This is a genomic window from Aureimonas ureilytica (assembly GCF_001475935.1).
Classification (GTDB): domain Bacteria; phylum Pseudomonadota; class Alphaproteobacteria; order Rhizobiales; family Rhizobiaceae; genus Aureimonas; species Aureimonas ureilytica_A.
Window position 1 is genome coordinate 17430 of the sequence record NZ_LDQA01000040.1, and the last position, 19597, is coordinate 37026.

19 protein-coding genes are annotated in these 19597 nt (G+C 68.6%); 5 read left to right on the forward strand and 14 right to left on the reverse strand.

The annotated features are described in order from the left end of the window. The first annotated feature begins 48 nt into the window (after positions 1-48). The 4 genes from ltnD to otnI are packed head-to-tail and all read left to right on the forward strand — an operon-like array spanning position 49 to position 3707. Positions 49-969, forward strand: coding sequence for an L-threonate dehydrogenase (gene ltnD, locus NS365_RS15890; RefSeq protein ID WP_206612139.1), 921 nt, complete (start codon positions 49-51; stop codon positions 967-969). Further along, positions 970-2238: a 3-oxo-tetronate kinase gene (gene otnK / locus NS365_RS15895; protein ID WP_058601279.1), complete on the forward strand. Its 1269-nt coding sequence runs from the start codon at positions 970-972 to the stop codon at positions 2236-2238. Beyond that, entirely contained in the window at positions 2235-2885 is a 651-nt protein-coding gene (otnC, locus tag NS365_RS15900) for a 3-oxo-tetronate 4-phosphate decarboxylase (RefSeq protein ID WP_058601280.1), read from the forward strand. The genes otnK and otnC overlap by 4 nt, the downstream gene beginning before the upstream one ends. A 30-nt stretch (positions 2886-2915) precedes the next feature. Continuing rightward, entirely contained in the window at positions 2916-3707 is a 792-nt protein-coding gene (otnI, locus tag NS365_RS15905; protein WP_058601281.1) for a 2-oxo-tetronate isomerase, read from the forward strand. Positions 3708-3740: 33 nt separating this feature from the next. Here otnI and NS365_RS15910 read toward each other — a convergent pair whose 3' ends face one another. The 11 genes from NS365_RS15910 to kdpF form a co-directional block, all read right to left on the reverse strand. After that, a complete protein-coding gene (locus NS365_RS15910; RefSeq protein ID WP_058601282.1) occupies positions 3741-4313 on the reverse strand; it encodes a cytochrome b in 573 nt (190 codons plus the stop codon). Between the two features lie 11 nt (positions 4314-4324). Then, a complete protein-coding gene (locus NS365_RS15915; protein WP_058601283.1) occupies positions 4325-5101 on the reverse strand; it encodes an anti-sigma factor family protein in 777 nt (258 codons plus the stop codon). Next, positions 5098-5607 carry a sigma-70 family RNA polymerase sigma factor gene (locus tag NS365_RS15920; protein ID WP_058601284.1) on the reverse strand — a complete coding sequence of 170 codons (510 nt, stop codon included), beginning with the start codon at positions 5605-5607 and terminating at the stop codon, positions 5098-5100. Before NS365_RS15920 ends, NS365_RS15915 begins: the two co-directional genes overlap by 4 nt. A 5-nt stretch (positions 5608-5612) precedes the next feature. Next, on the reverse strand, positions 5613-6005 hold the full coding sequence (locus NS365_RS15925; protein ID WP_058601285.1) for a COG4315 family predicted lipoprotein: 393 nt from the start codon (positions 6003-6005) through the stop codon (positions 5613-5615). A 114-nt stretch (positions 6006-6119) separates the two neighbouring features. Then, positions 6120-6689, reverse strand: a complete 570-nt coding sequence (locus tag NS365_RS15930) for a YceI family protein (RefSeq protein ID WP_058601286.1) — start codon at positions 6687-6689, stop codon at positions 6120-6122. A gap of 241 nt (positions 6690-6930) precedes the next feature. Further along, a complete protein-coding gene (locus NS365_RS15935) occupies positions 6931-7608 on the reverse strand; it encodes a response regulator (protein WP_058601287.1) in 678 nt (225 codons plus the stop codon). After that, positions 7605-10280 carry a sensor histidine kinase gene (locus NS365_RS15940; protein ID WP_058601288.1) on the reverse strand — a complete coding sequence of 892 codons (2676 nt, stop codon included), beginning with the start codon at positions 10278-10280 and terminating at the stop codon, positions 7605-7607. The genes NS365_RS15935 and NS365_RS15940 overlap by 4 nt, the downstream gene beginning before the upstream one ends. Positions 10281-10549: 269 nt before the next feature. Beyond that, complete coding sequence (kdpC, locus tag NS365_RS15945) at positions 10550-11128, reverse strand: potassium-transporting ATPase subunit KdpC (RefSeq protein ID WP_058601289.1); 579 nt, start codon at positions 11126-11128, stop codon at positions 10550-10552. A gap of 20 nt (positions 11129-11148) precedes the next feature. Beyond that, positions 11149-13203, reverse strand: a complete 2055-nt coding sequence (gene kdpB, locus NS365_RS15950; protein ID WP_058601290.1) for a potassium-transporting ATPase subunit KdpB — start codon at positions 13201-13203, stop codon at positions 11149-11151. A 113-nt stretch (positions 13204-13316) separates the two neighbouring features. After that, the gene (kdpA, locus tag NS365_RS15955) at positions 13317-15026 is read right to left on the reverse strand and encodes a potassium-transporting ATPase subunit KdpA (RefSeq protein ID WP_058601291.1); all 1710 of its coding nucleotides are present in this window, start codon (positions 15024-15026) and stop codon (positions 13317-13319) included. 28 nt (positions 15027-15054) lie between these two features. Next, positions 15055-15141 carry a K(+)-transporting ATPase subunit F gene (gene kdpF / locus NS365_RS25350; RefSeq protein ID WP_058601292.1) on the reverse strand — a complete coding sequence of 29 codons (87 nt, stop codon included), beginning with the start codon at positions 15139-15141 and terminating at the stop codon, positions 15055-15057. A gap of 381 nt (positions 15142-15522) precedes the next feature. On the opposite strand from kdpF, the gene NS365_RS15965 reads away from it, so the two are divergent. Further along, positions 15523-16260, forward strand: a complete 738-nt coding sequence (locus NS365_RS15965) for a ParB/Srx family N-terminal domain-containing protein (protein WP_058601293.1) — start codon at positions 15523-15525, stop codon at positions 16258-16260. Positions 16261-16298: 38 nt separating this feature from the next. Here the strand turns inward: NS365_RS15965 and NS365_RS15970 are convergent, their stop codons facing one another. From NS365_RS15970 to NS365_RS15980, 3 genes are all read right to left on the reverse strand, one after another. Further along, positions 16299-17636, reverse strand: a complete 1338-nt coding sequence (locus tag NS365_RS15970; protein ID WP_058601294.1) for an LLM class flavin-dependent oxidoreductase — start codon at positions 17634-17636, stop codon at positions 16299-16301. Positions 17637-17730: 94 nt separating this feature from the next. Next, positions 17731-18384 (reverse strand): methionine ABC transporter permease, encoded by a 654-nt coding sequence (locus tag NS365_RS15975; protein ID WP_058601295.1) that lies wholly within the window; start codon positions 18382-18384, stop codon positions 17731-17733. Continuing rightward, on the reverse strand, positions 18377-19516 hold the full coding sequence (locus NS365_RS15980) for a methionine ABC transporter ATP-binding protein (RefSeq protein ID WP_082684652.1): 1140 nt from the start codon (positions 19514-19516) through the stop codon (positions 18377-18379). Before NS365_RS15980 ends, NS365_RS15975 begins: the two co-directional genes overlap by 8 nt. Between the last annotated feature and the right edge of the window lie 81 nt (positions 19517-19597).

Here is a 19597-nt window from a genome sequence, read left to right on the forward strand (position 1 = left end):
GCCGACCCGGTGGACGTCTGAAACAGTCTCCAAGAAGGAAACCAGGCTTTGAACGCTCCCGATAGGCTCATTCGCGCTGGTGTCATCGGTCTCGGCTCCATGGGGCTCGGCATGGCGGCGTCGCTCGTGCGCGCCGGGATCGAGACCTCCGGCTACGATCCCAATTCTGCGGCGCTGCGGGCCTTCACCGAAAAAGGCGGTCACGCGGCCGCCTCGCCCGCCGAAGTGGGCGCAGAGGCCGACGTCCTTTTCTGCGTGGTGGTCAACGCCGCGCAGGCGGAAGCCGCGCTCTTGGGGGAGGGCGGCGCGGTGGCCGCGATGAAGCCGGGTTCGGTGGTGGTGCAATGCGCCACCTGCGCGCCCGACAACGTGCGGGCTCTGAGCCGTCCGATCCTCGAGGCCGGTCTCCACTTCATCGACGGGCCGATTTCGGGCGGCGCGCTCAAGGCGGCGGCGGGCGAGATCACGGTGATGGCCTCGGGCGCGCCGGAAGCGCTCGCCAAGGCGCGGCCAGCCTTGGACGCGGTGGCGGCCCGCGTCTTCGACCTCGGGCCGGAGATCGGTGCGGGCTCCCAGGTCAAGCTGGTGAACCAGCTTCTCGCCGGCGTGCATATCGCGGCCGCCGCCGAGGCCATGGCCTATGGCATTTCGGGCGGCTGCGACCCGAAGGCCTTGTTCGAGGTCATCACGACGAGCGCCGGCAATTCCTGGATGTTCGAGAACCGCGTGCCCCACATCCTCGACGACGACTACGCGCCGCGCTCGGCCGTGGACATTTTCGTCAAGGATCTCGGCCTCGTGCACGGCAGCGCCCACAATCGCAAGTTCCCGCTGCCGCTGACCGCGCAGGCCTTGCAGATGTTCACCCAGGCCTCCGCCATGGGGCTCGGCCGCGAGGACGACGCCGCGGTGATCAAGATTTTCCCCGGCGTCGAACTGCCCACCCGTGCCGCGAAGGATCAGGGCTGAATGGCCGCCGCGCGTCTTGGCTGCATCGCCGACGACTTCACCGGCGCGAGCGATCTCGCCAGCCAGCTTGTCTCGGCCGGAATGCGCGTCGTGCAGACGATCGGCGTGCCGGCCACCCCGCTCGAGACCGAGTGCGACGCAGTGGTCGTGTCGCTGAAATCGCGCACGGTCGCGCCCGGTGAGGCCGTCCGCCATTCGCTCCGGGCGCTGGAATGGCTGCGCGGCGCGGGCTGCGAGCGCTTCTTCTTCAAATATTGCTCGACCTTCGATTCCACGCCCGACGGCAATATCGGCCCCGTCGCCGACGCGCTTCTGGATGCGCTGGGCGAGGACTTCACGCTCGCCGTCCCGTCCCTGCCGGCCAACCGGCGCACCGTCTACAACGGCTATCTCTTCGCGGGCGATGTGCTCTTGAACGAAAGCGGTATGCAGGACCATCCGCTGACGCCGATGCGCGACGCCTTTCTGCCGCGCGTGCTCCAGCCGCAGACGCACCGGCCCGTCGGCCTCGTCAGCCATCATGCGCTGGCCGGAGGCGCGGCGGGCGTGCGCCGGCGGATCGCCGAGTTGCGGGCGAAGGGCGTCGGCATCGCCGTCTGCGATACGCTGGATCACCGGGATCTCGTGTCCATCGCGGAAGGCTCCGCCGATCTGAGGCTTCTCACCGGCGGGTCCGGCCTCGGCCTCACCCTGCCGGCAACCTTCGCCGGCTTCGCACCGCGCGGCGATGCGGCGCGGCTCCACCCCGTGGGCGGCCGCGCCCTGGTGCTGGCCGGCAGTTGCTCGCGCGCCACCCTGGCGCAGATCGAACACGCCAAAGCGCGCATCCCGGCCAAATCCGTCGATGTGGACGCGCTGTTCACGGAGTTCGACGCGCATGTGGACGAGCTTGTCGCCTTCGCAGCATTGAACGCGGGCGAAGGCCCCGTGCTGATCCATGCCGGCATGGCGCCCGAGCGTCTTCGCGATGTCCAGACGCGCTACGGCACGGCGGCATCGGGCGAAAGGGTCGAGCGCGCACTGGCGACGGTCGCGCGGCGGCTGGTGCGCGAGGGCGGCGTGCGTCGCGTCCTGGTCGCGGGCGGCGAGACATCGGGCGCCGTGGTGGAAGTGCTCGGCGTGACGGGCCTGCGCATCGGGCCTTCGATCGATCCCGGCGTCCCCTGGACGCAGAGCGTCGGCACGCCGGAGCCGCTGGCGCTGGCGCTGAAATCCGGCAATTTCGGCGGAGACGACATCATGACCCGCGCCTTCGAGCTACTGCCATGACGCTTTCCTTCGACGAAGCGCGCCTGCGCGACGAGATGGTGCGGACCGGCGCGGGGTTCCGCGCGCTGGGTCTGGCGCCCGGCACGTCGGGCAATCTCAGCGTCCGTCTGGAGGACGGCTGGCTGATGACGCCGACCAATGCGGGGCTCGGCGACCTCGAGCCCGAGCGCATCTCCAAGCTCGACTGGGACGGGAACCTCCTGTCCGGCGATCCGCCCACCAAGGAGTCGGTGCTGCACCGCGCCTTCTACGAAAACCGGCCCGGCACCGGGGCAGTGGTGCATCTCCATGCCCCGCACGCCGTGGCTCTGTCCTGCCTCGATGGTCTCGACACGGAAAGCTGCATTCCGCCGATCACCCCCTATTTCGTGATGCGCGTCGGTCGCCTGCCGCTTCTGCCCTACTTCCGGCCCGGCGACCCCGCGATGGGCGCGGCGGTGGCGCGGGTGGCGAAGGAACGGGCGAGCGTGCTTCTCGCCAATCACGGCCCTGTGGTCTCCGGCCCCACGCTCAGCGCCGCGCGCGCCGCGATGGAGGAACTGGAGGAGACCGCGCGCATCGCTCTGCTTCTGCACGGCCGCCCGATCCGCGTGCTCGGAGAGGACGAAATCCAGCCGTTACGCGAGACGTTCGGCGCCGTCTGGTAGCGCCGGATCTCCTCCCTCAAGGACGCCGCCATGCCGCGCTTTGCCGCAAATCTCACCATGATGTTCAACGAGGTGCCGTTTCTCGACCGTTTCGAGGAGGCCGCCTCGGCTGGCTTTGCCGGCGTGGAGTTCCTGTTCCCCTACGAGTGGGAGGCCGAGGCCATCGCCGACCGGTTGCGGCGGTACGGCCTGACTCAGGCGCTCTTCAACATGCCGCCGGGCGACTGGGCGGCGGGGGAACGGGGCCTCGCCTGCCTGCCGGGACGCGAGGCCGAGTTCGCTGCCGGCGTCGAGACCGCGCTCGCCTATGCCAGGGTGCTCGGCTGCGAGCGGCTTCACGCCATGGCCGGGCTTCTGCCGGCGGGGATGGAGCGCGAGCGGGCCCTCGACCTTTACCGACGCAACATCGCCTCCGCCGCCCGGCGCCTCGCCGACGAGGGGATGACCCTCCTGATCGAGCCGATCAACACGCGGGACATGCCGGGCTATCTCTTGAACCACCAGCGGGAGGGTCACGAGATCATAGCCGAGATCGGCCTGCCCAACCTCAAGGTTCAGATGGACTTCTACCACGCGCAGATCATGGACGGGGACGTCTGGCGTCTGTTCGAAACCTACCGCTCGGCCGTGGGCCACATTCAGATCGCCTCGGTGCCGGAGCGCCACGAGCCGGACCGGGGCGAGCTCAACTACCCCTGGCTTTTCGGCCAGCTCGACGAGGCGGGCTATGACGGCTGGGTCGGCTGCGAGTACCGGCCGCGCGGGACCACGCAGGGCGGGCTCGGCTGGTTCTCGGCGCTCGCCGGGATGCAAACGGAATAGGTGGAAGAACGGCCGACACCCGATCGGGGGCTGTTATCGAGCCTGGACCCGTCGCTGCGGCAGCATCCCATGAAGCGAGCCGGCATGGGGCCGGAAGGCGTGATAAGCCGCCGCGCTCGCATGGATCACGACGAGGGCTCCGGCCCCATAAGCCAGCCACACGTGAATGTTCGACCAGAACGCCTCGGCCGCGTCGGACACGTCCATCGGCAAGTTCGGCACCAGAACGAGATCGAAGGCGAAGCTCGGGATTTGAAGTGGCGAAGTGGAGGCGATCGCCCAACCTGTCAACGGCACGGCAAGCGTCAGGAGAAGCAACACGGCATGGGCCGTGCGGGCCAGCATCGCTCCGGCGCGGTGCGGCCCCGCCGCGTCCCTCGGCCTCGGATTGGCGAAGGACCAGAGAGCACGGATCGCGGCCAAGCTTAGCACGAGGAAGCCCATCGACTTGTGCCACTGGTAGAGCTGGAACTGAAGCGCCGGCTGGTCGGCCGTCGCCTGCGTCAGGAAGCCCAGCGGGATCTGCGCGACGAAGGCGAGGGCGATGGCCCAGTGCAGCACCCGGCTGACCGCCCCATAGCGTGCGGGCGTGTTGCGCCACCTCATGTCGGCCCCCCTCAGATCAGCTCGCCATAGGCGAGCTTGGCGATGGTCTGGAGACGCTCGCGCGGCAGGCCGCCGACCAGAACGCAGTGCACGTTCTCATCGCGCCAGGAGATCGCCTCGAGCCCGTCCAGCTTCGCATAGCGGAAGGCCGACTCCCCGCCCTCTTCGGTCGGCAGGACATAGAGCGTCAGGCGCTGACCGCCTGTGTCCTCGTACATGATCTGTGCCGCCGGCTCCCCGCCCGCGCCCGGCAGCAGCCGACCGCCGATGAGCGAAAGCCCCAGCGGTCGAAGGTCGGGGATGGACAGCTTCCGGTCGAGCCGCTTCGACAGCCAGGTCTGAAGATGGGCGCTGTCTTCGGCCTTCACCTCGACCGGATGCAGAACCTCGCTGGAATAAAGATCATGCGCCTCGACCGCCTGCGCCACCAGGGGCTCGCTCGCCCCGCCCTCGGGGGCGAGGAGGGCATGGCCGAACCAGCCGCTGCCCGCGCCCAGTGCGAGGAGCGCCAAGGCGGCGGCCAGCTGGCGCCAGGAGCCGGCGGCTCGGTCGCGGCGCGGACGCGTCATCAGATCCGGCCGAAGACGATCGGGCACAGGCTCGCGCGCGGCGGAGCCGTAGAGGGCCTCCAGCCGGCGGTTCTGCATCCGCCATTCCTCAACAAGGGCGGCGGCCACCGGATCGCTTTCCAGACGCCGTTCGACGCGCGCGCGCGCTGCTGCGTCCAGCTCCCCGTCCACATAGGCGAGCAGCTCGCTTTCGCTCATGTCCCGCGTTTCGCCGCTCATTTGATCGCCTTCAAGATGGGTCTGCCGTTCTCGCTCGTCATCTGTCGCAGGGTCGCGCGCGCCCGGCCGAGCCGCGACATCAGGGTTCCCAAGGGAATATCGAGGATCGCCGCGGCTTCCGCGTAGCCCAGCCCCTCGACGGCCACGAGCAGCAACGCCTCGCGCTGCTCGCCCGGCAGGCGCTCCATCGCGCGCGCCGTCTCCGCCAGCGCCGCCCGCTCGAAAGCCGAGCCCGGCGCGGGCAGGATGTCGGCCAGCTCGTCCACCGGCGTGGTGGCGGGCCGGCGCCGGCGATCCCGCAGCGCGTTGCGGTGGAGATTCAGGAGAATGCGGAAGAGCCAGGGGCGGATCGGGCCGATCGGCCGCCACAGGGAGCGTTTGGCGATGGCCCGCTCCAGGCAGTCCTGAACGAGATCGTCGGCCCCGTCCGGGTCATGGGTCAGGGCGCGCGCGTAGCGGCGCAGGGCCGGCACGCAGTCCGCGATATCGTTCAGGACGTCGCCCATGCCGATCAGTCCTTGGCGACGTGCCAGACGCCGCCGACGCCATCGCCCGTGACGTCGCCGGGCTTCTTGTCGTTCTGCCAGAGATAGAGCGGCATGCCTTCATGCGCCCATTGCAGCGCGCCGTCGCGGCGCTTGGCGAGCGTCAGTTCGCCCTCTTCCTTCGCGCCCTTGGCGGCGAGAAGCGGGGGCCATTTTTTCGCGCAATCGTCGTAGCAGGCCGAAACGCCGTTCTGGTCCTTGTCGAACGTATAGAGCGTCATGCCCTTGGCGTCGGCGAGAACCTCGCCCTTGGCGGTCTGCACCTCTTTAATAGCGCCGCCGGCCATGTCTTCGGCCTGCGCGGCGGGGGAGGCGAGCACGAAGAGCGCGCCGGCCAGCATCAGGAATGGCTTGGTCATCGATCATATCCTTGAACGGAGGAGACACGGACGAGCCGCCCGCCAACAGAAGAACACCCCGCGGCCGGGTTTCATCCCGCCACGCGCGCTTTTTTTGCCGACTGGCGAAAGAGCTCAGCGCACGCCCTCCAGCTGCATGTCGAAGCTCACGACATTGGAATAGATCGGCGTGCCGACGCCCATGCCATAGGGCGTGCGGAAGACGTCGCCGGTCACGTGGAAGGCCAGCCGGTCCGCGCCTTCCTCGGCGAGCGTCGCCTGGAATTTCTCGTTGCGCGACTGGCCCCGCGCGGTCAGGACGCCCTCGATGGTCGCGCTTTTGGGGCCGGTCGGAATGACGCGCGTGGAGCGGAAGGTGATGTCGGGATGCGCTTCGGCGTCGAACACCGCGCCCGAGCGCAGGAAGGCGTCGATCCGCGCCTGGCCGGTCGTGACGCTGGCCGGGCGCAGTTCGACCTCGACCGTCGAGCGCGAGAGATCGCGGCGGTCGATGCTGAAGCGGCCGGACACCGCCGGAATGGTGCCCGAAATTCCGCCGCCGCCGACCTGCCCGACATGAAAGCCGATATGCGAGGCCGGGTCGATCCGGAAGCGCCCGCCGGTGGGCGCGGGCGCGGCCGCCAGCGCGGGCGCGACGATGGCCAGAGCCAGAAGTGTGGCAAGGCGGGGAGAAAGGCCGATCATGATGTGAGATCCCTCGATGTGAACGGCGCGTGGCGTCCGATACAGGGTCAACACCCCGGGGAGCGCTTTAATCCCATCCTTCGCGCATGGGATCGCAGGACCCACAGGGCGCTCCGGTTCGCGCTTCGACCCGAGAGCCCGTCAGCGCGGAACGGCGGTCGAGGCGGATGGGCTCGGTCCGGGGGCCTCGCCGCGCGGCGGCAAGGCGCAGGCAGCCGTCGCCGCCGTTCGCGACCCAGCCTCAAACCAGGCGATAGCCGATGCCCGGCTCGGTCAGGATCAGGCGGGGGGTGGCGGGGTCGTCTTCCAGCTTCTGCCGGATCTGCCCGACATAGACCCTGAGATATTGCGCATTTCCGTCGGTGGCCGGTCCCCAGACCTCGCGCAGAAGATGGGAATGGGTGACGACCTTGCCGGCTTGGCGCAGGAGCACCACAAGCACCTCGAACTCGCGCCGCGTCAGCTTGACCTCGCGGCCCGCCTTGCGCACGACATGCGCCGCCAGATCGACCTCGACATCGCCCGCCACGAGCATCGTGTCGTCCCGCGAGGGCCGGGCATGGCGCAGGGCGGCTCGCAGGCGCGCCATCAGCTCGCCGACGCCGAAGGGTTTCTCGACATAATCGTCGGCTCCCAGATCGAGCGCGCGGACCTTTTCGGACTCGCGGTCGCGGGCCGAGAGGATGACGATGGGCACCTGCGAGGTCCGGCGCAGGCGCTGGATCACTTCCTTGCCGTCGAGATCGGGCAGGCCGAGATCGAGAACGATGGCGTCGGGGCGGATTTCCGGCGCGAGCGTCAGCGCCTCAGCCCCGGTCATCGCCTGAACCACCCGGTAGCCCTCCGCCATCAGGGCGGGTTTCAGAAAGCGATGAATGGCGCGTTCGTCATCCACGACGAGAATGGTCGGCTGGGTCATGCCTTTGCCTCGGGCTGAGAGGGCAATCGTATCAGAAAGCGCGCGCCTTGCGGCCCCGCCCCGCCGGGAGGCAGCAGTTCCACCGTGCCGCCATGGGCTTCCACGATGCCGCGCGTAATCGCAAGGCCAAGGCCCGCGCTGTCGCCGCCATCGGCCGCCGAGCTGCGGTGCCGCGTGAACTTCTCGAAGACATGGGCACGCAGCGGCTCGGGAATGCCCGGCCCGTCATCGGCGATCTCGATGGTTACGCCATCGGCCTCCTTCATGGCACCGAGCCGGATCGAGGCCTCCGCGCCCGCATGTTTGACCGCATTGCCGATCACGTTGCCCACCGCCTGATCCAGAAGCGTGCTGTCGGCAAAGGCGAGGAGGGGCTCGCCGGGCAGATCGAGGGCGAAGCGCTGGGTCGCGCCGCGCCTGACGGCTTGATCCACCAGCCGGTTCAGCATCTCGCCGATATCCACCCAGTCCCGCGCGATCTCCAGCGCGCCGGCTTCGAGCCGCGTCATCGACAGGAGATTGCGCACCATCTGGTCGAGATGGCGCGCTTCGTCACGCACTTGCGCCAGAAGATCGTCGCGCGCGGCGTCGTCCAGACGCTCGCGATATTCGATCAGCGTCGTCGCCGAGCCGAGAATGGAGGCGAGCGGCGTTCGAAAATCGTGGCTGATCGAGGCCAGCAGAATGTTGCGGACGCGCTCCGTTTCGGCTGCCGTGCGCGCGCTGCGAACCTCGGTGGAGAGCGTCGCGCGTTGCAGGGCGACGGCGGTCTGCTCGCCCAGAGCCGACAGAAGCGCGCGGGATTCGGCGTCCAGCGGATCGGCCTGGGGCGGGCGCTCGATCCCGAGTACGCCGATCCGGCTTTCCTGAACGGCGAGGGGAAGAAACGTCCAGCCGCTGGAAGGCAGGGTCTGCGTGCCCGCGCCCGCCGTCTCGCCATGCTCGTGCGCCCAGCGCGCGGCGGTGCGGGCGGGCACGTCCAGACGGTCGTCCGGCGGCCAGGCGGACGCGATGGCCAGATCCGCCCCCTCGGGCCGCAGGATCGTCACCGCCCGGCCGATCGCGGCGTGGATTTCGCTCGCGGCGGCATCCGCCACGGCATCCGCGTCGGGCAGGCCCGAGAGCGTGCGGGTGAACTCGTAGAGCCGGCGCGCGGCGCGGGTGCGCCGGGCCGAGGCGTGCATCTGCTCGCGCGCCTGACCCGCCACGGCCGAGATGGTGACGGCGATGATCAGGAAGATGGCGAGCGCCAGAAGCTCGTGCGGCCGGGCGATGGTGAAGGTGAAGGTCGGCTCGATGAAGAAGAAATTATAGGCCGCGAAGGACAGGAACGAGGCGAGGATCGCGGGCCAGACGCCATAGAGCAGCGCGGGCGCGAGCACGGCCAGGAGATAGAGCATGGAGATATTGGGCAGCGACACGAAGCGCACCAGCTCGGAGCCCACCGCCGAGGCGAGGCCGACGCTGGCGAGCGCCGCGACATAGCCGGTCCAGCGGCCGGGCTCGGGCCAGCGCCAGGGGCGCGCGGGCGCGGCATCGCTTTCGGTGAGCACGAGAACCGAAACGCCGCTCGCGCGCCGCACGATCGCGTCCGCCAGCGTTCCTTCGGAGAAGGGCCATTTCACGCGGCGCGGCCGGGCCTTGCCGACCACGATCCGCGTCACGTTCTCGAAGCGCGAGAAGCGCAGGATTTCCGCCGGCAGGTCGTTGGCGACGAGGCTGTGCGTTTCGGCCCCGAGGCTCTTGGCCAGTTGGAGCGCCGCGTCGAGGCGGGAGGCCGCCCCGGCGTCGGGCGTCACGCCCGGCCGCTCCACCGTGACGGCGAACCAGGGCGCATCGAGAAGCTCGGCCACGCGCTTGCCCTCGCGCACCAGCCGCTCGGCCTGCGCGTCCGGCCCGATGCAGACGAGCAGCCGCTCGCCCGCCGCCCAAGGCCCTTCGATCGCCCCGCCCTGCATCCGCTCCACCAGATCGGAATCGACCTGCGCCGCCACCTGCCGCAGCGCCAGTTCGCGCAGCGCGGTGAGGTTGGAGGGCTTGAAGAAATTCTGCGTGGCGCGGGTCGCCGTGTCCTCGATATAGACCTTGCCCTCCGCCAGCCGGCGGATCAGCTCGTCCGAGGGCAGGTCCACCAGCACGATCTCGTCGGCCAGTTCCAGCGTGGTGTCGGGCACGGTCTCGCGTACGCGCACGCCCGTGATGCGCTGAACCACGTCGTTGAGGCTCTCGACATGCTGGACGTTCATCGTGGTCCAGACGTCGATCCCCGCGCGCAGGCATTCGGCGACATCCTGCCAGCGCTTGGCGTGACGCGAGCCCTCGACATTGGAATGGGCGTATTCATCCACGAGCAGGAGCGAGGGGCGGCGCGCGAGCGCGGCGTCGAGATCGAATTCCGGCACGAGCCGCCCCTTGTAGGGCACGAGGCGGCGCGGCATGAGATCGTGCCCCGCGACCATGGCCTCCGTCTCGGCGCGGCCATGGGTTTCCACGATGCCGACCAGCACCTCGCGCCCGCCGGCCTTTGCGGCGCGCGCGGCCTGGAGCATGGCATAGGTCTTGCCGACGCCCGGCGCCGCGCCCAGAAACAGGCGCAGCTTGCCCCGCCCCTCGCGCTCGGCCTGGCCGAGCAGGGCATCGGGAGAAGCGCGCGGCGCATCGTCCGACATCATGGCGTGTCTCCGTCCGGGTCGTGAGAGGCATGGCGGATTGCCGGTTCAACTTAGAGCGCCTAACTAAAATCTCGCGGGGTCGGCTGGTCGGGACATTTCGCCATGGCCTTCGTCGCGAATGCTCGCCGATGCCACCGGCATCGACTGCGCTTCGCTTCTCGTCCATAACGAAAATCCCTCGACCATCCTCCGCCCGGAGATTTTGTTAGGCGCTCTTAAAGAGGCGCCCTGCCGGACGCCTCCTGATTTCCAGAGATGACGCCCGCCGATCAGCCCTTGGGCGCCAGCGCGTCCAATGCGAGATTGACGGCCAGCACATTGACGCGCGGCTCGCCCAGAAAGCCGAAGGTGCGCCCCGTCGTGTTCTGCGCGATCACGCGGCGGATCTCGGCCTCGGGCAGGGTGCGCGCCCCCGCGATGCGGGCCACCTGAAGCTCGGCATAGGCGGGCGAGACGTCGGGATCGAGGCCGCTGCCCGACGTCGTGATCGCGTCGGCGGGCAGGACACTCGCGCCTGTGGCGGAGCGCATCGCCTCGCCATCCGTCTTCAGGCGGTCGGCGAGCTTGGCGCTGGTCGGCCCGAGATTGCTGCCCGACGACGAGGACGCGTCATATCCGTTGCCTGTTCCGGCCGCGGAGGGGCGCGGCTGGAGATAGCGGGCTTGCGTAAAGCTCTGGCCGATGAGCGAGGAGCCGACCGCCTGTCCGTCCCGCATCACGACGCTGCCATGGGCCTGGGCGGGAAAGACAGCGCCGGCGATCGACGTCATGGTGAGCGGATAGAGGAGGCCGAGCAGGAGGGTGAAGCTTCCCAGAAGCGTCACGGCCGGGCGGAGTTGCGAAAGCATGGTTGAATCTCCTTCTGATCTCAGGCGAGGCCGAGGGCCGCGACGGCCATGTCGATGAGCTTGATGCCGACGAAGGGCACCAGGATTCCCCCCAGGCCGTAGATCGCGAGGTTGCGGCGCAGGACGCTGGCCGCGTCCATCGCCCGGTAGGGCACGCCGCGCAGCGCCAGCGGGATCAGCGCCACGATCACCAGAGCGTTGAAGATCACCGCCGAGAGAATCGCGCTTTCGGGCGTCGCCAGATTCATGACGTTGAGCACGCCGAGTTCGGGGATCGCGGCGATGAAGAGCGCGGGAATGATGGCGAAATATTTCGCGACATCATTGGCGATGGAGAAGGTGGTGAGCGAGCCGCGCGTCATCAGAAGCTGCTTGCCGATGCCCACGATCTCGATGAGCTTGGTCGGATCGCTGTCGAGATCCACCATGTTGCCCGCCTCGCGCGCGGCCTGCGTGCCCGTCTGCATGGCGACGCCGACATCGGCCTGGGCGAGGGCCGGCGCGTCGTTGGTGCCGTCGCCGCACATGGCGACCAGACGGCCCTGGCGCTGCTCGTTTCTGATGTAGTTCAGCTTGTCCTGGGGCGTGGCTTCCGCGATGAAATCATCGACGCCGGCCTCGCCCGCGATGGCGGCGGCCGTCACCGGATTGTCGCCCGTCACCATGACGGTGCGAATCCCCATGCGGCGCAGCTCGGCGAAGCGCTCCTTGATGTCGGGCTTCACCACGTCCTTGAGATGGATCACGCCGATGAAGCGGCCGTTTTCGGCCAGCCCCAGCGGCGTGCCGCCGGACTTGGCGATACGCTCCACCGCCTGACGGAACGCCTCCGGCTCCGCGACTTCGCGCCCCGCCGTTTCGCGCACGAAGCGCCTGATAGCGTCCACCGCGCCCTTGCGGATGACGCGCGTGCCGAGATCCACGCCCGACAGGCGCGTCGAGGCCGAGAAGGGGATGAACTCGGCCCCTTCGGGCTGCACCTCGGGAACGGCGACGCGATAGCTCTCACGCGCCAGAACCAGAATGGAGCGCCCTTCGGCCGTCTCGTCCGCCAGCGAGGCCAGAACCGCGATCTCGGCGGCTTCGGTCTCCGAAATGCCCTGCACCGCGACGAATTCCGAGGCCATGCGATTGCCGAAGGTGATGGTGCCCGTCTTGTCGAGAAGCAGCGTATCGACATCGCCCGCCGCTTCCACCGCCTTGCCGGACATGGCCAGCACATTGTGGCGGATCAGGCGGTCCATGCCGGCAATGCCGATGGCCGACAGGAGGCCGCCGATCGTGGTCGGGATCAGCGTGACCAGAAGCGCCACCAGGATCGGCACGGACACGGCCGCGCCGGAATAGGCCGACAGGCCCGTCAGCGTCACCACCGCGATCAGGAAGATCAGCGTCATGCCGACCAGAAGGATGGTGAGCGCCAGCTCGTTCGGCGTCTTCTGCCGCTCCGCCCCTTCCACGAGCGCGATCATCCGATCGAGAAAGGACGAGCCGGGCGCGGCGGTGATGCGCACCACCAGCCAGTCGGACACGACCGTCGTGCCGCCGGTGACGGCCGAGCGGTCGCCGCCCGCCTCGCGGATCACGGGCGCGGACTCGCCCGTCACGGCCGCTTCGTTGACCGACGCGATGCCCTCGACGATCTCGCCGTCGCCCGGCACGAGATCGCCGGTCTCGACCAGCACGAAGTCGCCGACCTTGAGGTCCAGCGCCGAGACGGGGGAGAGGGTCGTGCGGTCGGTGCGCGAGGCCATGCGCTTGGCCACCGTGTCCGTGCGGGCGCGACGCAGACTGTCGGCCTGCGCGCGCCCCCGCCCTTCGGCGATGGCTTCGGCGAAATTGGCGAACAGAACGGTGAACCAGAGCCAGGCCATGATCTGGCCGGTGAAGGCGAGCGGGTTGCCCGCCACGAGATCGCGCACGAACAGGACCGTCACCACGGCGGCGACGATTTCGGTCACGAAAATCACGGGGTTGCGCAGGAGGGCTGCGGGATTGAGCTTCTTGAAAGCGTCGATCGTGGCCCGGCCGATCAGATCGGGCCGGAAGGTGGAGGTTGCGGCTTTGGCAGCCATGGAACGGATTCCTTGTGGTCGGCCCTTTGCGGAACCGACGAAGAATGGAGGACGGATCGGGGGGCGGCCCGGTTCGAACGGGGCCGCCTTGGCCAGTCAGAAGGTCTTGCCAGTCAGAACGTCTTGCCGGCGAGCATCTGCACCTGTTCGGCAATCGGGCCGAGGGCGAGGGCGGGGAAGAACTGGAGCCCGCCGAGGATCAGGATGATGCCGGCCAGAAGCCCGACGAAGAGCGGCCCATGGGTCGGGAAGGTGCCGGACGAGGGCGCGAGCTTGGGCTTGGCCGCGAGCGAGCCGGCAATGGCCAGCACCGGCACGATATAGGCGAAGCGGCCGAGCAGCATGGTGAGACCCAGCGTCGTGTTCCACCAGGGCGAGTTCGCCGACAGGCCGCCGAAGGCCGAGCCGTTGTTGCCCGCGGCCGACGTATAGGCATAGTAGATTTCCGACAGGCCATGCGGGCCGGCATTGCCGAGGCCGGCGAGCGCGGCAGGCAGAACGGCGGCCACGGCGGAAAAGCCGAGGATCGCGACGGGCAGGATCAGAATGGCGAGCATCGCCATTTTCATTTCCTTGGCCTCGATCTTCTTGCCGAGATATTCGGGCGTGCGCCCGACCATGAGCCCGGCGATGAAGACGGAGATCACCGCGATCACCAGAATGCCGTAGAGGCCCGAGCCGACGCCGCCCGGCAGAACCTCGCCGAGCATGATGAGGACCATCGGCACCATGCCGCCGATCGGCGTGAAGGAGCCATGCATGGCGTTCACCGCGCCGTCCGACAGGCCCGTGGTGACGGCGGCGAAGAGGCTGGAGGCGGCGATGCCGAAGCGGACTTCCTTGCCCTCCATGTTGCCGCCCGAGGGATCGAGACCTGCCACGGAGAGAACCGGCGTTCCCTTCGCTTCCGCCCAGTAGCAGACGGCGGTGGCCGTCACGAGCAGGAGCCCCATCACCGACAGGATCGCGACGGCCTGCCTCCTGTCTGAGATCAGCCGGCCGAAGGCGAAGACGAGCGCCACCGAGACCACCAGCATCTGCCAGATGGTGAGCGCGTTGGAGAGCGGCGAGGGATTTTCGTAAGGGTGCGCCGAATTGGCATTGTAATAGCCGCCGCCATTGGTGCCGAGCTGCTTGATGGCGAGCTGCGAGGCGACGGGTCCGAGGGCGAGGGTCTGGTCGGCGCCTTCCAGCGTGCGCACCGTGGCGGTGGTTTCAAAGGTCTGCGGCGTTCCCATCGCGACCTGCGCGAGGCCGGTGACGATCGCGAGCGGCAGAAGCACGTAAAGAACGGCCCGCGTCGTATCGACGAAGAAGTTGCCGACCATCGCCGCGCCCGAGCGCGCGAAGGCGCGCACTAGCGCGAGCGCCACCGCGATGCCCATCGCGGCGGACAGGAAGTTCTGCACGGTCAAGCCGGCCATCTGGCTGAAGGGGCTGAGCGTCGTCTCGCCGCCATAGCTCTGCCAGTTGGTGTTGGTGACGAAGGAGACGGCGGTGTTGAAGGCCAGATCCGCCGACATGCCGGGAAAGCCCAGCGGGTTCAGCGGCAGAAAGGCCTGCGCGCGCAGGATGGCGTAAAGGAGCGCGAAGCCGCCCGCGTTGAAAGCCAGCATGGCGAGGCAATAGGCGAGCCAGCCCTGCTCCCTGGCCGGATCGATGCCGGCGAGGCGATACAGCCCGTGCTCGACAGGGCGCAGGATGGGCGAGAGAGGCGTGCGATCGCCCGCAAACACCTTGGACATATAGGTGCCGAGCGGAATCGCGAAGGCGACCACGGCCGCCAGAATGAAGAGGATTTGCAGCCAGCCGATAACGGTCATGGCACCTGCCTTTGAAGGATCGGACGGGTCAGAACCGCTCGGGATGAACCAGAGCGAAGACGAGATAGAGAGCCAGCGCCAGCGCGACCGCGCCGCCCAGAACGAGGTCGAACATCGTCAGGCCTGCCCGGCCCAGCGCGCATAGGCGCTCATCACGGCAAAGAAGCCCAGCCCCACGGCCAGGTAGAGAAGATCGAACATGCGAGCCCTCCTTTCGGGATCGCCGCTCAATTGGACCCGATCGGCATAAAGGCGCCATACGAATTTTCGGGCGGGGGCTCGGCCTGCCGTGTCCTATCGATGGGAGATACCGCCAGCTGAGGGAGCCCGCGAGAGGACATGGCAGGCTCGCGATCTCGCGCGGTCTGGCCGTCCCAGCCATGAGTTCGAAGGTCCGTGAAGCGGACCCGGAACGGCTCGGCACAGTATGCCGCGCCCACGCAACGGGCGTCCGGTCCATGGTATGGACGTGGTGTCGAGGACAGGGGGAAACGGAATGTCGCGCATGAAGGGAATGGTCGTTTGGGGCGCGGTGCTGGCCGGTCTCGTCTTGCCGGCGCGGGCGGACGAGCCGCCTTGCTCGTCGCGCACGGCGGCGGGCCAAACCTGTGCCTGCGACGTGCGCGCGCTGCACCCCCTGCAGGGCGCCATCGGGAGGGACGAGGTCCGGCACAAGGCGGAGAAGATCCGCGACAAGCCGAACAAGGCGCGGCGCGAGCTGGAGGACGATCCGATCAAGATCGTCCGTGGCCCTGGTGATGAGTTCTATATCACCGATCATCACCATGGCGCGGCGGCCATGGCCTTGGCGGGCCAAAACATCGCCTCCTGCTCGGTCGTCCCGCGCCCCGCCTTCTCAACGCCCGAGGCCTTCTGGCGGGACCTGGCGCGGGATCATCTCGTCTGGCTGGAGGATCAGGACGGCCGTGCCATCACGCCCGCTGATCTGCCGACATCGCTGGCCGACATGCCCGACGATCCCTATCGCAGCCTCGCGTGGCGTCTGCGCAAGGAGGGCGGCTATTGCCGCGCCGCGATGCGCCAGAAGGAATTCGCCGAGTTCCTCTGGGCCGACTGGCTGCGCCGGCAGCCCACGCTGCCCATCGACAAGGTGCGCCGCTCATCCAAAGCGATGGTGGACGAGGCCCTCGCTCTCGCGCGCAGCCCGGCCGCCCGCGCCCTGCCGGGCTTTATTGGCGACGAGCCAAATTCCTTTTCCTGCCCGGATGACTAAGCGCGCCTGACGCAGCAGTCGCGACAGGCGCCCTTGGCTCAAGCGCCAAACGCCTTGCGTCGGTCGCCCAACCCGAACAGCTTATGGCGCAGCGTGCCCTCGCCATAGGCGGTCTTGTAGCGGCCGCGCGCCTGCAAGGCCGGCACGACGAAGCGGGTGAAATCGTGCCAGCATTCGGGCGCGACGGTGCGTGTCAGATTGAACCCGTCGATCTCGCCCTCGTCGATCCAGCGGATCATCTCCTCGGCGACCGTGTCTCCCGAGCCGACCAGCAGGGGATAGCGCCCGCCGAGCTTCAGCCCATCGAGAAGTTGTCGCTTGGTGAGGCCCTTGCGCCGGGCTGCGGCGGTGGTGGATTGGATCGCGTTGGTCGGGCCATAGCTGATCTCGTCGTCCAGCCCATAGACCGAGAAGTCGATGCCGCTGCCGGCGGCGAAATGCGCGAGCCCCGCTTCCGGGCTGGCGTGGCTGACATAATCCTCCAGGAGGTCTTGCGCCTCGCCGTCCGTCGCGCCGGTCACCACGCTGAGGCCGACGAAAATCTTGATGTCGTCGGCGCGCCGACCGGCCGCGACAACGGCGGCGCGCAACTCCCGCGAGATGCGCCGGGCGGCGTCCGGGTCGGCGGCCGAGATGAAGACGCATTCGGCATGGCGCGCGGCGAAGCGCTGCCCGCGCCCCGAGCTACCGGCCTGAAACAGAACGGGCGTGCGCTGGGGCGAGGGCTCGCTGAGATGGGTGCCGCGCCCCTGGTAATACGGCCCGTCATGCTGGATTTCGTGGATCGCGCCGGGGTCGGCATAAACGCGCCCGGCCTTGTCTCGCCGAACCGCGCCGTCCTCCCAGCTCGTTTCCCAGAGCTTGGTGAGAAAGGCGAGATAGTCGTCGGCGCGGTCGTAGCGCTCGTCATGCTCGGCCATGGCGTCGCGGCCGACGGCGCGCGCCGCGCTGTCGAGATAGCCCGTCACGATGTTCCAGCCGATGCGCCCGTCCGTCAGATGGTCCAGCGTCGAGACGCGCCGCGCGAACGTATAGGGATGCTCCACCGCCGTGTTGACGGTGACGCCGAAGCCCAGATGCTGCGTCACCGCCGCCATCGCCGGCACGAGCAGCGTCGGGTCGTTGACGGGAAGCTGGATCGTCTCGCGCGCGGTGAGGTCGATCGAGCCCCCATAGACATCGTAGACGCCGACGATATCGGCGATGAACACGGCGTCGAAGAGGCCCGCTTCCAGCGTTCGGGCGAGGTCCGTCCAGTGCGAAAGTTTGGTGTAGTCGGCCGAGCGGTCGCGCGGATGGGTCCAGAGCCCGTGATTGATATGCCCCACGCAGTTCATGGTGAAGGCGTTGAGAAGAATGGGCTTGGCGGCCGTCATGTCAGGCTTTCTCGGATCGCGCCGCGAGGGCGCGGCGGATGATCGGGCCATCCGCCTTGGTTCGTTTCGGGTGGGGAGTCGGCTTCGAAATGCGTCAGCGCTCGCGCAGCCGTCGCACGGCCCGGTCGCCCACGAACTGCACGGCCGAGACGAGGGCGACCAGCACCACGATGACGACGAGCATCAAGGTCGTGTCGAAGCGCTGGTAGCCATAGCGGATGGCGAGATCGCCGAGCCCACCGGCCCCGACCGCGCCCGCCATGGCGGACGCGCCGATCATGGTGACGAGCGTCACCGTGAACCCGCCGACGAGGCCGGGCAGGGCTTCGGGCAGAAGCACGTGGCGGATGATGTGACGGCGGCGGCATCCCATCGCCTGCGCCGCTTCGATGAGGCCCGCATCCACCTCGCGCAGCGACACTTCCGCGATCCGCGCGAAAAAGGGCGTGGCGGAAATCGACAGCGGCACGATCGCCGCCCAGACGCCGATCGTGGTGCCCGTCAGAAACCGCGTCAGCGGCAGAAGCGCCACCAGAAGCACGATGAAAGGCGTCGCGCGGAAACCGTTGACGAGGGCCGAGAGGACGCGGTGCGTGAGCGGCGCGGAGACGATGCCGCCCGGCGCGGAGAGAACCAGAAACAGCGCCAGCGGAATGCCGGCGAGCAGCGCGATCGCGGCAGAGATGCCGACCATGGAGATCGTGTCGATCAGCGCCTGCTGAAGGCGGGCGATCACGGCGTCAGACATATCCGAGAACTTTCGTGTGGAGATCGGGGGTCTGGAGGTCGGGAAGGGTGATCGGCTCCCCCTCGCCCTCGTCGCCGAGCGTGGCCGCGACAAGGAGCCGGCCCTGGCTGTGCCCGCCGATCCGGTCGAGCGAGGCGTCCAGAAGGCGAAGGCCCTTCGGGAAATGGCGTGCGAGCAAGGCGAGGTCCGGCTCGGCGGTGCCGGCATAGCGCAGCTCGATGAGGGCTTGCGTGGTTTCGCCCCGGCGCGGCGCGGGCCGCAGAGACGCCGCCAGATCGTCCGGCAGCTGGCGCAGGAGCGGCTCCAGAAGCGCTTGGGTGGCGGGATGGCTGGGGCTTCCGAAAACCTGCCAGACGGGGCCGGTCTCGGCGACCTCGCCGCGCTCCAGCACCAGAACGCGGTCGCAGATCTCGCGGATGACGCTCATCTCATGGGTGATCAGGATGATGGTGAGCCCGAGGCGGCGGTTGATGTCCTTGAGCAGCGCCAGAATCTGAAGCGTCGTTTCGGGATCGAGCGCCGAGGTCGCTTCGTCGCAGAGCAGGATTTCGGGTCCCGAGACCAGCGCGCGGGCAATGCCGACACGCTGTTTCTGGCCGCCCGACAGGCGCGAGGGATAGCTCGTCTCCTTGCCCTCCAGCCCGACCAGCGCCAGCACCTCGGCCACCCGCCGGTCGATCTCCGCGCGCCCGACGCCGGCGACCACAAGCGGCAGCGCGACGTTCTCGCGAACCGTCTTGGCGGAGAGAAGATTGAAATGCTGGAACACCATGCCGACGCGGCGGCGAAAAGCGACGAGCGCGTCCGTGCCCAGCGCGGCGATATCCTCGCCATCCACGAGAACGCGGCCCTCGGTCGGCGCTTCCAGCCGGTTGACGAGGCGCAGAAGGCTGGACTTGCCCGCCCCCGAGCGCCCGATGATGCCGAAGATCGATCCTTCGGGAATGTCGACGTCGATCCCGCTCAGCGCCTTCACCTCACCGGCGGCCGCGCGGTAGGTCTTGCCGATCTTCTCGAAGCGAACCGAGCCGGCGCGGCGCGGCGCAGCGACGCCTTCCCGCAGCTTGCGCGCGGGGCGAGCGGCCGCCTCTCTCGGCTCGGCGGTCAGCGAGCGAGCGAGGGGGAAGAACATGTCCGTCATGTCAGCGGCTCCGAACGAGAGGGGCATCCAACCGGCTGTCGGAGCCGGGGCCGAAACCTCGCGGGGTCGGCT

Coding starts and splice junctions, on each gene's coding strand:
- otnK (WP_058601279.1), top strand. CDS start 970: ATGGCCGCCGCGCGTCTTGGCTGCATCGCCGACGACTTCACCGGCGCG.
- otnC (WP_058601280.1), top strand. CDS start 2,235: ATGACGCTTTCCTTCGACGAAGCGCGCCTGCGCGACGAGATGGTGCGG.
- otnI (WP_058601281.1), top strand. CDS start 2,916: ATGCCGCGCTTTGCCGCAAATCTCACCATGATGTTCAACGAGGTGCCG.
- NS365_RS15910 (WP_058601282.1), bottom strand. CDS start 4,313: ATGAGGTGGCGCAACACGCCCGCACGCTATGGGGCGGTCAGCCGGGTG.
- NS365_RS15915 (WP_058601283.1), bottom strand. CDS start 5,101: ATGAGCGGCGAAACGCGGGACATGAGCGAAAGCGAGCTGCTCGCCTAT.
- NS365_RS15920 (WP_058601284.1), bottom strand. CDS start 5,607: ATGGGCGACGTCCTGAACGATATCGCGGACTGCGTGCCGGCCCTGCGC.
- NS365_RS15925 (WP_058601285.1), bottom strand. CDS start 6,005: ATGACCAAGCCATTCCTGATGCTGGCCGGCGCGCTCTTCGTGCTCGCC.
- NS365_RS15930 (WP_058601286.1), bottom strand. CDS start 6,689: ATGATCGGCCTTTCTCCCCGCCTTGCCACACTTCTGGCTCTGGCCATC.
- NS365_RS15935 (WP_058601287.1), bottom strand. CDS start 7,608: ATGACCCAGCCGACCATTCTCGTCGTGGATGACGAACGCGCCATTCAT.
- NS365_RS15940 (WP_058601288.1), bottom strand. CDS start 10,280: ATGATGTCGGACGATGCGCCGCGCGCTTCTCCCGATGCCCTGCTCGGC.
- kdpC (WP_058601289.1), bottom strand. CDS start 11,128: ATGCTTTCGCAACTCCGCCCGGCCGTGACGCTTCTGGGAAGCTTCACC.
- kdpB (WP_058601290.1), bottom strand. CDS start 13,203: ATGGCTGCCAAAGCCGCAACCTCCACCTTCCGGCCCGATCTGATCGGC.
- kdpA (WP_058601291.1), bottom strand. CDS start 15,026: ATGACCGTTATCGGCTGGCTGCAAATCCTCTTCATTCTGGCGGCCGTG.
- kdpF (WP_058601292.1), bottom strand. CDS start 15,141: ATGTTCGACCTCGTTCTGGGCGGCGCGGTCGCGCTGGCGCTGGCTCTC.
- NS365_RS15965 (WP_058601293.1), top strand. CDS start 15,523: ATGTCGCGCATGAAGGGAATGGTCGTTTGGGGCGCGGTGCTGGCCGGT.
- NS365_RS15970 (WP_058601294.1), bottom strand. CDS start 17,636: ATGACGGCCGCCAAGCCCATTCTTCTCAACGCCTTCACCATGAACTGC.
- NS365_RS15975 (WP_058601295.1), bottom strand. CDS start 18,384: ATGTCTGACGCCGTGATCGCCCGCCTTCAGCAGGCGCTGATCGACACG.
- NS365_RS15980 (WP_082684652.1), bottom strand. CDS start 19,516: ATGTTCTTCCCCCTCGCTCGCTCGCTGACCGCCGAGCCGAGAGAGGCG.